12 protein-coding genes and 1 pseudogene are annotated in these 11,527 nt (G+C 71.5%); 7 read left to right on the top strand and 6 right to left on the bottom strand.

The window, feature by feature from the left end; all coding sequences use genetic code 11:
• The first annotated feature begins 77 nt into the window (after positions 1-77).
• The gene (locus ACQP2P_RS00735; RefSeq protein WP_433612244.1) at positions 78-656 is read left to right on the top strand and encodes a response regulator; all 579 of its coding nucleotides are present in this window, start codon (positions 78-80) and stop codon (positions 654-656) included.
• Here the strand turns inward: ACQP2P_RS00735 and ACQP2P_RS00730 are convergent.
• Entirely contained in the window at positions 653-976 is a 324-nt protein-coding gene (locus tag ACQP2P_RS00730) for an STAS domain-containing protein (protein WP_433612242.1), read from the bottom strand. The genes ACQP2P_RS00735 and ACQP2P_RS00730 overlap by 4 nt on opposite strands.
• A gap of 101 nt (positions 977-1,077) precedes the next feature.
• On the opposite strand from ACQP2P_RS00730, the gene hemL reads away from it, so the two are divergent.
• From hemL to ccsB, 6 genes are read left to right on the top strand one after another with little or no spacing between them, the layout of a single operon-like run.
• Positions 1,078-2,409: a glutamate-1-semialdehyde 2,1-aminomutase gene (gene hemL, locus ACQP2P_RS00725; protein ID WP_433612240.1), complete on the top strand. Its 1,332-nt coding sequence runs from the start codon at positions 1,078-1,080 to the stop codon at positions 2,407-2,409.
• Positions 2,406-3,050 carry a histidine phosphatase family protein gene (locus ACQP2P_RS00720; protein ID WP_433612238.1) on the top strand — a complete coding sequence of 215 codons (645 nt, stop codon included), beginning with the start codon at positions 2,406-2,408 and terminating at the stop codon, positions 3,048-3,050. The genes hemL and ACQP2P_RS00720 overlap by 4 nt, the downstream gene beginning before the upstream one ends.
• 1 nt (position 3,051) lies before the next feature.
• Positions 3,052-3,582, top strand: a complete 531-nt coding sequence (locus tag ACQP2P_RS00715; RefSeq protein WP_433612236.1) for a TlpA family protein disulfide reductase — start codon at positions 3,052-3,054, stop codon at positions 3,580-3,582.
• On the top strand, positions 3,582-4,328 hold the full coding sequence (locus tag ACQP2P_RS00710) for a cytochrome c biogenesis CcdA family protein (protein ID WP_433612234.1): 747 nt from the start codon (positions 3,582-3,584) through the stop codon (positions 4,326-4,328). Before ACQP2P_RS00715 ends, ACQP2P_RS00710 begins: the two co-directional genes overlap by 1 nt.
• A complete protein-coding gene (gene resB, locus ACQP2P_RS00705) occupies positions 4,265-5,899 on the top strand; it encodes a cytochrome c biogenesis protein ResB (RefSeq protein ID WP_433618897.1) in 1,635 nt (544 codons plus the stop codon). The genes ACQP2P_RS00710 and resB overlap by 64 nt, the downstream gene beginning before the upstream one ends.
• Positions 5,899-6,852 (top strand): c-type cytochrome biogenesis protein CcsB, encoded by a 954-nt coding sequence (gene ccsB, locus ACQP2P_RS00700; protein ID WP_433612232.1) that lies wholly within the window; start codon positions 5,899-5,901, stop codon positions 6,850-6,852. The genes resB and ccsB overlap by 1 nt, the downstream gene beginning before the upstream one ends.
• A 129-nt stretch (positions 6,853-6,981) precedes the next feature.
• On the opposite strand, the pseudogene ACQP2P_RS00695 reads toward ccsB, so the two are convergent.
• The 5 genes and pseudogenes from ACQP2P_RS00695 to ACQP2P_RS00675 form a co-directional block, all read right to left on the bottom strand.
• Positions 6,982-7,512, bottom strand: a pseudogene (locus ACQP2P_RS00695) (oxygenase MpaB family protein); the annotation flags it as partial.
• A gap of 78 nt (positions 7,513-7,590) precedes the next feature.
• Complete coding sequence (locus tag ACQP2P_RS00690) at positions 7,591-8,226, bottom strand: hypothetical protein (protein ID WP_433612230.1); 636 nt, start codon at positions 8,224-8,226, stop codon at positions 7,591-7,593.
• 108 nt (positions 8,227-8,334) lie between these two features.
• Positions 8,335-9,552, bottom strand: a complete 1,218-nt coding sequence (locus ACQP2P_RS00685) for an ABC transporter permease (RefSeq protein WP_433612228.1) — start codon at positions 9,550-9,552, stop codon at positions 8,335-8,337.
• Positions 9,549-10,271, bottom strand: coding sequence for an ABC transporter ATP-binding protein (locus ACQP2P_RS00680; protein ID WP_433612226.1), 723 nt, complete (start codon positions 10,269-10,271; stop codon positions 9,549-9,551). Before ACQP2P_RS00680 ends, ACQP2P_RS00685 begins: the two co-directional genes overlap by 4 nt.
• Before the next feature lies 1 nt (position 10,272).
• Positions 10,273-11,505 carry an efflux RND transporter periplasmic adaptor subunit gene (locus ACQP2P_RS00675; RefSeq protein ID WP_433612224.1) on the bottom strand — a complete coding sequence of 411 codons (1,233 nt, stop codon included), beginning with the start codon at positions 11,503-11,505 and terminating at the stop codon, positions 10,273-10,275.
• Positions 11,506-11,527 lie beyond the last annotated feature (22 nt).

Here is an 11,527-nt window from a genome sequence, read left to right as displayed (position 1 = left end):
TCGAAGCGGGGGTCGGGCCGGGCCGGCCGCGGCCCGGCCATCCGCTTCGGCCCGGCCGCTGGGTGTAGGTTGCTGTGGTGACTGGACCGGACCGGCCCGCGAAGGTGCTGCTCGTCGACGACCGGCGGGACAACCTGCTCGCCCTCGAGGCGATCCTGCAGGGCCTTCCGGTGCAGACGGTCGGGGCGGACAGCGGCGAGGACGCGCTCAAGCGGCTGCTCGTGGACGACTTCGCGCTGATCCTGCTCGACGCCCAGATGCCCACGATGGACGGCTTCGAGACCGCCCGGCACATCAAGCGCCGCGAGAAGACCCGGCACGTGCCGATCATCTTCCTCACGGCCGCCGACCGGGACTCTCACCTCGCCCTGCGCGGCTACGCGGCCGGTGCCGTGGACTACCTGACGAAGCCGTTCGATCCGTGGGTGCTGCGCGCCAAGGTCTCCGTCTTCGTCGAGCTCTGGACGATGACGCAGCAGCTCGCGGCCCAGTCGGAGCTCGTGCGGGTGCGCGAGGCCGAGCTGCGCGCGGCCGGCCTGGCCGTGGACGAGGCCACCGCCCTGCTCAAGGGCGCGCTGGCGGCCGACGGCGAGCTCGGCCGGGAACAGGTGGAGAAGGCGATGGCCGCGCTGGCGAAGGCGCGCGCGAGGATCTAGGCCTCCTGGATCATCAGCGCGTTGCGCAGCCCGGTGATGTCCAGCACCCGGATCAGGAACGCGCCCACGTTGACCAGCACCAGGTAGCTCTGCGCCAGGGTGGCCTTGCGGCTCAGCACCACCAGCGTCCCGAGGCCCTGGGAGTCACAGAACGTCACGCCCGCCATGTCGAGCACCACGCGCGCCGGCGGCTCGTTCAGCACGTCGTCCACGGCCGCGGCCAGGCGGGGAACGGTCGACATGTCGATCTCACCGGTCAGCGACACGACGGTCTCGCTCGGTGCTCGGCGCACGGAAACGGAGAGATCGGGTCGATCCACGACACCAGCCTATATCTGATCAGGCCTCGCAGTGGCGTCGGGCACACGGGCCCGAGGGCCGCGCGTCGCACGCCCGGAGCGGCTGTCAGAATGGGCAGGCTGTGACCGATATTGACACCGCCGGTCTCGGCCCGTTCGCGGGCGACGCGCCGGCCTCGCAGGCCCTGTTCGACCGTGCCCAGGCCATCGTGCCGGGTGGGGTGAATTCACCTGTCCGGGCCTTCCGGGCGGTCGGGGGCACCCCGCGCTTCATGGTCGGCGGCTCCGGCTGCTGGCTCACCGACGCCGACGGCCGGCGCTACCTGGACCTCGTCTGCTCGTGGGGGCCGCTGATCCTCGGCCACGCCCACCCCGAGGTCGTCGCCGCCATCACCGAGGCCGCCGCGCGCGGCACCAGCTTCGGCACGCCGACGCCCGGCGAGGTCGACCTCGCCGAGGAGATCGTCGCCCGCACCCCGATCGACCAGGTGCGCCTGGTCAACTCGGGCACCGAGGCGACGATGAGTGCCCTGCGCCTGGCGCGCGGGTTCACCGGGCGGTCCAAGGTGATCAAGTTCGCCGGCTGCTACCACGGGCACGTCGACGCGCTGCTCGTCGCGGCCGGGTCCGGGGTGGCCACGCTGGCGCTGCCGGACTCGCCCGGCGTCACGGGCGCGGCCGCGGGCGACACGATCGTCCTGCCCTACAACGACGTCGCCGCGCTCGAGGAGGCCTTCTCGGCCCACGGCGACCAGATCGCCGCCGTGATCACCGAGGCCGCCGCCGGCAACATGGGCGTGGTCGCGCCGCGCGACGGGTTCAACGCGAAGCTCGCCGAGCTTGCGCACCGCCACGGCGCCCTGCTCATCCTCGACGAGGTCATGACCGGGTTCCGGGTCAGCCGCGGCGGCTGGGCCGGGCTCGAGCCCGTGGACGCCGACCTCTACACGTTCGGCAAGGTCATGGGCGGTGGCATGCCGGCCGCGGCGTTCGGCGGACGGGCCGAGATCATGTCGCGGCTCGCCCCGGCCGGCCCGGTGTACCAGGCCGGCACGCTCTCCGGCAATCCGCTGGCGTGCGCGGCGGGCCTCGCGACCCTCCGGCTGGCGACCCCGGACGTCTACCACCGCCTGGACGCCACCGCCGCGACGGTGTCGAAGCTGGCCTCCGATGCCCTGACCGCTGCCGGTGTACCGCACGTGCTGTCCACCGCCGGCAGCATGTTCTCGATCTTCTTCACCGACCGGCCGGTGCGCTCGTTCGCCGACGCGCAGACGCAGAACGTGGCCGCGTTCCGGGCCTTCTTCCACGAGATGCTCTCGCGCGGCGTCTACCTGCCGCCGAGCGCGTACGAGTCCTGGTTCGTCTCCACCGCGATCGACGACGAGGCGCTCGGCGTGCTCGCGGCGGCCCTGCCGCACGCGGCCCAGGCGGCGGCGCGGGTGGCGGCATGAAGACGATCGTCCATGTGCTGCGCCACGGCGAGGTCTACAACCCGACGAAGATCCTCTACGGGCGCCTGCCCGGCTTCCGCCTCTCCGAGCTCGGCGTGCAGATGGCCAAGGCCGCGGCCGAGTCGCTGGCCGGCCACGACATCACGCACCTGGTCGCGAGCCCGCTGGAGCGCGCGCAGCAGACCGCCGAGCCGTTCGCCGAGCAGCTCGGGCTGCCGGTGGCGGTCGACGAGCGGCTGATCGAGAGCGCGAACTTCTTCGAGGGCAAGCAGGTCGGCGTCGGCGACGGCTCGCTCAAGGACCCGCGCAACTGGTGGGTGCTGCGTGACCCGATGACCCCGTCCTGGGGCGAGCCCTACAACGTCATCGCCGCACGGATGTACCAGGCCATCCTGACCGCCCGCGAGGCGGCGGAGGGGCACGAGGCCGTGTGCGTCTCGCACCAGCTGCCGATCTGGACGCTGCGCCGGCACATCGAGAAGAAGCGGCTCTGGCACGACCCGCGGCGCCGCGAGTGCTCGCTGGCCAGCCTCACCAGCTTCCACTTCGACGACACGAAGATCGTCGGCATCGCCTACTCGGAACCGGCCGCGCACCTGGTCGCCCTCTCGGCCTCGGCCCGCAACGCCAAGGGCGCCTGAGATGCGCCGGGCGCTCGTGCTGGTCCTGGTGCTGCTCCTGGCCGCCTGCACCAGCAGCACACCCAAGAACGCGCTCGGCAGCCGCAAGATCGACGTGGCCAACCGGGTCGCGGCGCCCACCATGGGCGGCGAGCTCATGGACGGCTCCGGCCGGTTCGAGCTGGCCCAGCACAAGGGCCAGGTCGTGGTGGTGAACTTCTGGGCGTCGTACTGCCCGCCCTGCCGCTCCGAGGCCCCCGAGCTGGAGAAGGTGCTCGCGGCGACCAAGGCCCAGGGCGTCACCTTCATCGGCGTCAACATCCGCGACCAGCGTGACCCGGCCGAGGCGTACCTGGCCGACATCAAGCCGACGTACGGCAGCATCTTCGACCCGTCCGGATCGCTCGCGCTCAACTTCGACGTGCCCCCGAACTCGATCCCGGCCACGCTGGTGATCGACAAGGCCGGGCGCATCGCGGCCGTCATGCGCTCCGAGGTCGACCAGGCGCTGCTCGAACCGGTCGTTCGCGACCTGCTGGCCGAGAAGGCCTGATGGACGCCGGCTCGGTCGCCGCGAGCGGTCCCCTGCTGCTGGCCATCGCGGTGGCCGCGCTCGCCGGGCTGGTCAGCTTCCTGTCGCCGTGCATCCTGCCGCTCGTGCCGGGCTACCTGTCCTACGTCACCGGCCTGGCCGGCGCGGACCTCGACTCCGGCAGGCGCCGCGGCCGGGTGCTCGCCGGCGTGGGCCTGTTCGTCGCGGGCTTCGGCGTGGTGTTCGTCGGGCTGATCGTGCTCGCCACCCAGGCCGCGATGGCGATGGTCGTGCACCGCCGGACGATCGAGATCGTGGTCGGCGCCGCCGTGATCGTGCTCGGCCTGGCCTTCATGGGCCTGGTGCCGGGCCTGGAGCGGCAGTGGCGCATCCAGCGGCTGCCCTCCGCGGGCCTGGTCGGCGCGCCCGTGCTCGGCGTGGTGTTCGCGCTGTCGTGGGCGCCGTGCACCGGCCCGACCCTGGGCGCGATGATCGCGCTCGGCTCGACCAGCGGCTCGCAGGCCCGGGCGGTCACGCTCGCGGTCGCGTACTCGCTGGGCCTCGGCATACCCTTCATCGCCATGGGGCTGGGCTTCCAGCGGCTCATCGGGGTCGTGAAGTTCATCCGCCGCAACAGCCGCTGGGTGACCCGCATCGGCGGCGCCCTGCTCGTGCTGATCGGGCTCGCCCTGGTCACCGGCGTCTGGAGCTACCTCATGACCGCCCTGCAGGCGAACATCGGGCCGGCCGGAACGGTGCCGATCTGATGCGCCGGCTCTACCACTCGGTCGTGGCCGTGAGCCGCCGCGCCTGGCGCCAGCTGACCAGCATGCGCACCGCGCTGGTGCTGCTGTTCCTGCTCGCCGTGGCCGCGATCCCGGGCTCGGTGCTGCCGCAGCGCAACGTGTCGCCGGAGAAGGTCGACACCTACCTCGACACGCACAAGCAGTGGGGGCCGACGCTCGACCGGCTCTCGTTCTTCGACGTCTACGGCTCGCCCTGGTTCTCGGCGATCTACCTGTTGCTGTTCGTGTCGCTCGTCGGGTGCCTGGTGCCGCGGTTCCGGCAGCACTTCGTCGCGCTGGTGAAGGTACCGCCGAAAGCTCCGGCTCGTTTCGAACGGCTGCCGCAGCACGCCGTGCTCGCCGGGTCGGGGACCGCCGAGGACGCCGAGCGCATCCGTCGCGTGCTGCGCAAGCGCCGCTTCCGCACCACGGTGCGCGCGGACGGCGAGGTGCTGGAGATCTCCGCCGAGAAGGGCTACCTGAAGGAGACCGGCAACCTGGTCTTCCACTTCGCCCTGCTGTCGCTGCTCTTCGGCGTCGCGTTCGGCTCGTGGTTCGGCTGGCACGGCAACCGCCTGCTGGTGGAGGGCGACGACTTCGCCTTCTGCAACACGCTGCTCAACTACGACGAGCACGCGCTGGGCGCCCAGGTCGGCGAGAACGACCTGCCCCGGTTCTGCCTGCGGCTGGACAAGTTCAACGCGAGCTATCTCGACAACGGCCAGCCGGTGACGTACAAGGCCGACGTCCACGTGACCCAGAACGGCAAGTCGTCCGAGCGCCGCCTGCAGGTCAACGACCCGCTGCGCCTCGACGGGGCGAACGTGTCGCTGCTCGGGCACGGGTACGCGCCGGTCCTGCGGTACACGGACAGGTATGGCAAGACCTCGGAGAACGTGTCGAACTTCCTGCCCTCGGACGGCCTGCTCACCAGCCAGGGCGTGGCCACGTTCCCGGACGTGAACATCAACCCGCAGACGCACACCCGCGACGACAAGGCGCAGATCGGCTTCTCGGGCATCTACCTGCCCACGGTCCCGTCCGACCCGTCCGTCAACTCCTCCGCGTTCCCGGCCGAGAACGATCCTCGCCTCATGCTGCAGCCGTACCGCGGGGTGCTCGGCTTCGACGCGGGCGCCCCCCTGTCCGTCTACACCCTCGACACCCGCCAGATCGAGGCCGGACGGCTCGCGAAGTTCGGCGACCCGCTGATGCTCAAGCCCGGGCAGAGCGCGACCCTGCCCGACGGCACCACCGTGCAGTTCGTCGGCACCCGCCAGTGGATCAGCATCTCGGTGCGCCACGACCCCGGCCAGCCGATCGTGCTGGGCGGCGCCATCGCGCTGCTCGCCGGCCTGCTCGGCTCGCTGTCGGGCAAGCGCCGCCGGGTCTTCTTCCGCATCTCCCCCACCGGCATCACGGCCGGCGGCCTGCCGCGCAGCGACCACCCCGGCTTCGCCGAGGAGTTCGCCGAGATCGTGCGCGCGGCCGCCCCCGCCGCGTCCGTGCCGGAGCAGGTGGCGCAGACTGAGTCCGTCGAGGAGGTTGTGTGATGGGCGGGTTGTCGAACCAGCTGTTGGTCGTCACGATCTTCAGCTACGTGCTGGCGATGATGGCCTACGCGGTTGAGTACGCGTTCGGCGGCCGCGGCGTGGTCGCCCGCCTGGCCGTGCGGGAGCTGGCAACCGTGGGCGGCGGCGGAGCCTCGCCCGAGGTCGCGGCCGAGGAGGTCGTCACGGCCCCCTCCCCCGGCGCCCGGCGGGCCGGCGTCACCGCGATCGTGCTCATGGTGCTGGGCTACCTCGCCCACGTGGGCGCCCTGGTCACGCGGGGCATCGCCGCGGACCGCGCCCCCTGGGGCAACATGTACGAGTTCGTCATGATGGCCACCGCGGTGGGCATGACGGCCTGGCTGTTCACGATGGTCCGCCTGCCCCACCTGCGCCACCTGGGCCTGTTCGTCACCCTGGTCGCCGCGGTCCTGCTGTCGATCGCCGGCATGAGCCTCTACGTGCCGGTCGGTCCGCTGGTGCCCGCCCTGCACTCGTACTGGCTGGTCATCCACGTGGGTGCCGCGTCGACGGCATCGGGCATCTTCCTGGTCGGCTTCGTGGCCGCCGCGATGCACCTGATCCGCATGGGCTACGACGCCGGCAAGACCCGCTTCCCGTACTCCCTGGGCGAGCGCCTCCCGGCCGCCGAGACCCTGGAGCGCGTGACCTTCCGGGTCCACGCCTTCGCCTTCCCGATCTGGACCTTCGGCGTGATCTCGGGCGCGATCTGGGCCGAGGCGGCCTGGGGGCGGTACTGGAACTGGGACCCGAAGGAGATCTGGTCCTTCATCGCCTGGGTCGTGTACGCCGGCTACCTGCACGCGCGGTCAACCCCGAGCGTGAGCCGCCGGGTGACGTCCTGGATCGCCGTGATCGGCTGGTGCACCATGCTGGTCAACCTGTTCGGCGTCAACCTGGTGGCGAACGGCCTGCACTCCTACGCCGGCGTCTGACCCGCGCGCCCGGCGGTTCTGGCGCCGCGTGCGCGGCGTCGTCGGCTTCGTCCGCCGCGGCAGCCACCGCACCACCGCACGGCGGACTCGCAGCGCCGCGACCACCGCGGCCCGCACCGGTCGCGGCGGGTCCGGCAGGCCCACCGCGGCCCGCACCGACGGCAGGAGCAGCGCGGCCACCACCGGGCGGACCAGAAAGCGCAGCCAGGGACTGACCCGAGCCCGGGCCATCGCCAGCGTGCGCTCACTGCACACGCGCCCGGCCTCGGAGCGGGCGAACTCCGCCTCACGCGCGGCGAGGTAGGCGAACGGGTCGCTCGGGAAGTCGCGCACGCCCATGCGGTGCGCCAGCGCGGCGTAGAAGCCGATCAGCGCGTCCCGCTCGGCCGGCGTCAACGGGCGCCAGCCGTAGGCGTCCAGCCACCGGATCAGCGTCACGGCGAGGGCGGCCAGGGCGAAGCGGTTGTGCTCGGCGGTCACCGGGGTGCCCCGGTGGCTGCGGTTGACAAAGCGCAAGATCTCCCGGCCGCGCGGGGAGTCCAGGCCGTGCTCCACCAGGTCGCCGAAGGTCAGCGACGTGATCTCGGCCCGCGTGAGCAGGTCGGAGGTCGAGCCCACCGCGGCCGCCGTCGGTGGCCAGGCGTAGAGGTGCCAGATCATCAGGCGGCCGGCCATGCGCACGTCCCACGGGAAGTCGTAGAACATGATCCGCTGAACCGGCATGCCGCCCGAGGTTAGCTACTTCGTCTTCGTTATCGAGGTTGCTGTCATGGACCCGTCAGCCTGCTGGCCCTGGATCGTCACGGTCGAGCCCGCGGTCAGGTCCTTCAGGGCGCCCGGGGCCGAGACCGTGGTCTTGTCGCTGGTCTTCACGATCACCGTCTGGCCGTCCGCGGTCTCCACGTACACCGTGGCGCCGTCGACCAGCTTGACCGTGCCGGTCACCCCGCCGCGGGTGCCCGTGCTGCCCTGGCCGCCACCCTGGGCGCCGCCACCCGGGAACTGGCCGCCGTTGCGGCCCGCGAAGGCGCTCGCGAGCGCGGCCGGGTTGGCGCCGCCGCCCGGGCCCGACGCGGCGGGGGCGGTGCCGTAGGACTTCTGCACCTGGGCGCCGACCACGAAGCCGACCACCAGCAGGGCCAGGCCGGCCAGGACGTAGGTGGCGCGGTTGGCCAGGCGCCGCGGGGCGGCCTTGGCGATCCGCTCGTTCAGGTCGTCGTCCAGCGGCGGCTCGGCCAGCAGGTCGGGCTCGTCCAGCAGCGCCGGCTCCTCCGGCGGGGCGGGCAGGAGCTCCGTGTCGTCATCGGCGGAGCGGTCCGGGCGCTCGTACGGCGACGCGTCCGGACGGCGGAAGGGCGAAGCGGCGTGGGTCACGGAAACTCCTTCTGGAACACCGGCCGTGCGAATGGGACCGGGTTGCGATGCCCGCGGGGGGTTTGGCACCGCAACCGGGACCTACCCGTGCGGAGAACGACAGGGCATTTACTCGTACCGAAGGGCCTCGATCGGGCGCAGACCGGCCGCCCGCGAGGCGGGGTAGCTGCCGAAGAACAGGCCGATCGCGACCGAGAAGCCCAGGGCCAGGGCGACCGAGCTGGGCACGATGACCGGCTTGATGCTCACGATCGTGAACTGGCTGCCGATGATGGCCGCGGCCACGCCGAGCAGGCCGCCGATCAGCGACAGCACCGTCGCCTCGACCAGGAACTGGGTGAGGATCGTGCGCTTCGGGGCGCCGAGCGCCTTGCGGATGCCGATCTCCCGGGTCCGCTCGGTGACGGTCACCATCATGATGTTCGTGATGCCGATGCCGCCGACCAGGAGACTGATGCCGGCCACGGCGCCGAGCAGCAGCGTGAACGTCTCGGCGGTGTTGGCCCGGGTCTCCAGCAGCTGCGACTGGTTGAGGATGCGGTACGCCGACGTCGTCGAGGACCCGCTGATGTTCAGCTTCTCGTTGAGGATCGCGGTGATCTCGGACTGCGCCGCGCTGACCGCGTCCGGCGAGGTCGCCTGCACGAGGAGCTGGTTGAGCGAGCCGTACCCGGTCAGCGACTCCTGCACCGCGGAGACCGGCGCCATGGCCACGTCGTTGGGGTCGTTGAAGCCGCTGCCGCCCTTCTCCGCGAGCACCCCGATGACGGTGAAGAGCTTGCCGGAGACGGTGATCTGCTTGGACAACGGGTCGACGGAGCCGAAGAGCTCCTCGGCGACGGTCGCCCCGATCACCACGACCTTGCGCGAGTCCTTCACGTCGTCGTCGGTGAACAGGGACCCCTTCGAGATCTTGAAGTTGGACGCCGCGACATAGCCCGGATACGTACCGACGAACTGCGCGATGGTGTGATCCGTGCCCTCGTAGGTCGCCGCCTGCGACCCGGTCACCACCGGCGAGACGCTCTTGACGTGCGGGGCCTCGTCCTTGTTCTCCAGGGCCGGCACGAGATCCATGTTCAGCGCGGTGTTCTGCGTCGAGGCCGCACCGCGCGCCCCGCCGCCGGCCCCGGCCGTGACGGTCAGCGTGTTGGTGCCCAGCGACTCGATCTGGTTCTGCACCGCCTGGGCCGAGCCGTTGCCGACCGCGACGAGCAGGATGACCGCGGCGACGCCGATCAGGATGCCCAGCACCGTGAGGCTGGAGCGCAGCTTGTTCGCCGTGATCGCGCGCAGCGCGAAGCGGATGGTCTCGAAGATGTTCACTTCAGCCGCTCATCCTGGACGATGCGTCCGTCGACCAGCCGGATCAGCCGCTTGGCGTGCTCGGCGACGTCCGGCTCGTGAGTGATCAGCACGATGGTGCGGCCCGACCGGTTGAGCTGGTCGAACACCGCGAGCACGTCGTTGGTGGACTGGGTGTCGAGGTTGCCCGTGGGCTCGTCGGCCAGCACCAGGGCCGGCGCGGTGACCAGCGCCCGGGCGACCGCGACGCGCTGCTGCTGGCCGCCGGAGAGCTGGTTGGGCTCGTGGTCCTCGCGCTGGGCCAGGCCGACCATGTTCAGGGCGGCCCGGGCGCGGCGGCGGCGCTCGGCGGCCTTGACCCCGGCGTAGGCGAGCGGAAGCTCCACGTTGGCCAGCGCGGTGGTGCGGGCGATGAGGTTGAACGACTGGAACACGAAGCCGATCCGGCGGTTGCGCACGAGCGCGAGCTGGCGGTCGTTGAGCCGGCTGACGTCGACGCCGTCGAGGAGGTACTGCCCGGACGTCGGAATGTCGAGGCAGCCCAGGATGTTCATGAGCGTCGACTTGCCCGAGCCCGACGAGCCCATGATCGCGACGTAGTCGCCGCGCTCGACGGTGAGGGTCACGCCCCGCAGCGCGTGCACCTCGGTCTCGCCCTGCCCGTAGATCTTCTTGACGTTCTGGATGTCAAGAACGGGCTTGGTGCTCGACTCGACCACGGTCATCGTCTGCGTGGTCATGTCAGTTGCCCCCACGACCGCCGCCGCGGATGGTCCCGCCCCCGCCGAAGTTGCCGCCGCCTCCACCGGGGAAGTTGCCCCCGCCGGGGAACTGGTTGTTCGTGCCGGTGGTCGAGTTCGTCGTGGTCGTGGTGATCACGACCTGCTCGCCGGCCTGCAGCCCGGACTTGACCTCCACGAAGCCGCCGCCGGTGATGCCGACCTCGACCTGCCGCTCCTCGGTCTGCCCGTTGACCTGCACCTGCACCGTGCGCCGGCCGCCGGCGGTGCGCAGGGCGGCGCTCGGGATGCGCAGCACGTTCTGCGCCTCGGCGACCGTCACCACCGCGGTGGTGCTCTGACCCAGCCGTACACCTTCCGGAAGCGAGTCCAGCGAGATCGTCACGGCGTAGGAGTTCACGTTGTTGCTGGTCGTGGCCGTCGGCGAGATGGCGGCCACCTTGCCCGTCGCCCGCGTGCCGGACAGCGCGCTCCAGGTGATGCTGGCGGTCTGGCCCGCCTTGAGCTTGGTCGCGTCCGACTCGGCGAAGCTCGCGTTGACCTGCAGCTTCGACAGGTCCGCGATCTGCACGAAGCCGCTGCCCGAGCTCGAGGAGCTCGACGTCGCCGAGCCGGTGGAGCCGTTGCCGCCGCCACCGCCGCCGGACGAGCTGGAGCCGCCCGACGAGGAGCCGACCGCGCCGCTGACCGCGGTGACCGTGCCGGCGATCGGGGCCGTCAGCACCGTGCCGTTGACGTTGGCCTGTGCCGAGGTCACGTTCGCCTGCGCGGTCGCGACCTGGGCCTGGGCCGAGGCGATCGTGGCGTCGTCGGCAGAGTTGTTCTGGTCGCGGGTCAGCGCCGCCCTGGCCGCGGTCAGGTTCGCCTTCGCGGTGTCCAGCGCGGCCTGGGCCGCGGTCGGGTCCACCTTGGCGAGCGTCTGGCCCTTGGTGACCACGTCGCCGACCTTCACGTCGACCTCGGTGACCGTGCCCGAGGTGGTGAAGTTCGCGTTCGCGGTCGAGGCGCTGGCCACCGAGCCGGTCGCCGAGACCGTCTCGGAGACCGTGCCCTCGGTGACCGCCACGTTGCGGGTACGCGTGGTGCTCGTCCCGGTGCCGGCGTTCGCGGCCGGCCCGCTGACGATCTGGTAAGCCCAGAAGGCCCCGCCGACCGCGGCGAGCACGAGCACGGTGTTCACGAGGGTCACGGAGTTGAGCCGTGGCTTGCCCGCAGAAGGCAGCGACAAACGCATGAGGGGAATGGTGGTGGAAATC

The sequence above is a fragment of the Dactylosporangium sp. CA-139114 genome, from assembly GCF_050955725.1.
Classification (GTDB): Bacteria; Actinomycetota; Actinomycetes; order Mycobacteriales; family Micromonosporaceae; genus Dactylosporangium.
This window is presented reverse-complemented; position numbering and strand designations above follow the sequence as displayed.

What these genes read in the sequence shown, in the direction of transcription:
- ACQP2P_RS00680 (WP_433612226.1), bottom strand. Translation starts at nt 10,271, where the DNA reads ATGACCACGCAGACGATGACCGTGGTCGAGTCGAGCACCAAGCCCGTT.
- ACQP2P_RS00710 (WP_433612234.1), top strand. Translation starts at nt 3,582, where the DNA reads ATGGACGCCGGCTCGGTCGCCGCGAGCGGTCCCCTGCTGCTGGCCATC.
- ccsB (WP_433612232.1), top strand. Translation starts at nt 5,899, where the DNA reads ATGGGCGGGTTGTCGAACCAGCTGTTGGTCGTCACGATCTTCAGCTAC.
- ACQP2P_RS00715 (WP_433612236.1), top strand. Translation starts at nt 3,052, where the DNA reads ATGCGCCGGGCGCTCGTGCTGGTCCTGGTGCTGCTCCTGGCCGCCTGC.
- ACQP2P_RS00675 (WP_433612224.1), bottom strand. Translation starts at nt 11,505, where the DNA reads ATGCGTTTGTCGCTGCCTTCTGCGGGCAAGCCACGGCTCAACTCCGTG.
- ACQP2P_RS00720 (WP_433612238.1), top strand. Translation starts at nt 2,406, where the DNA reads ATGAAGACGATCGTCCATGTGCTGCGCCACGGCGAGGTCTACAACCCG.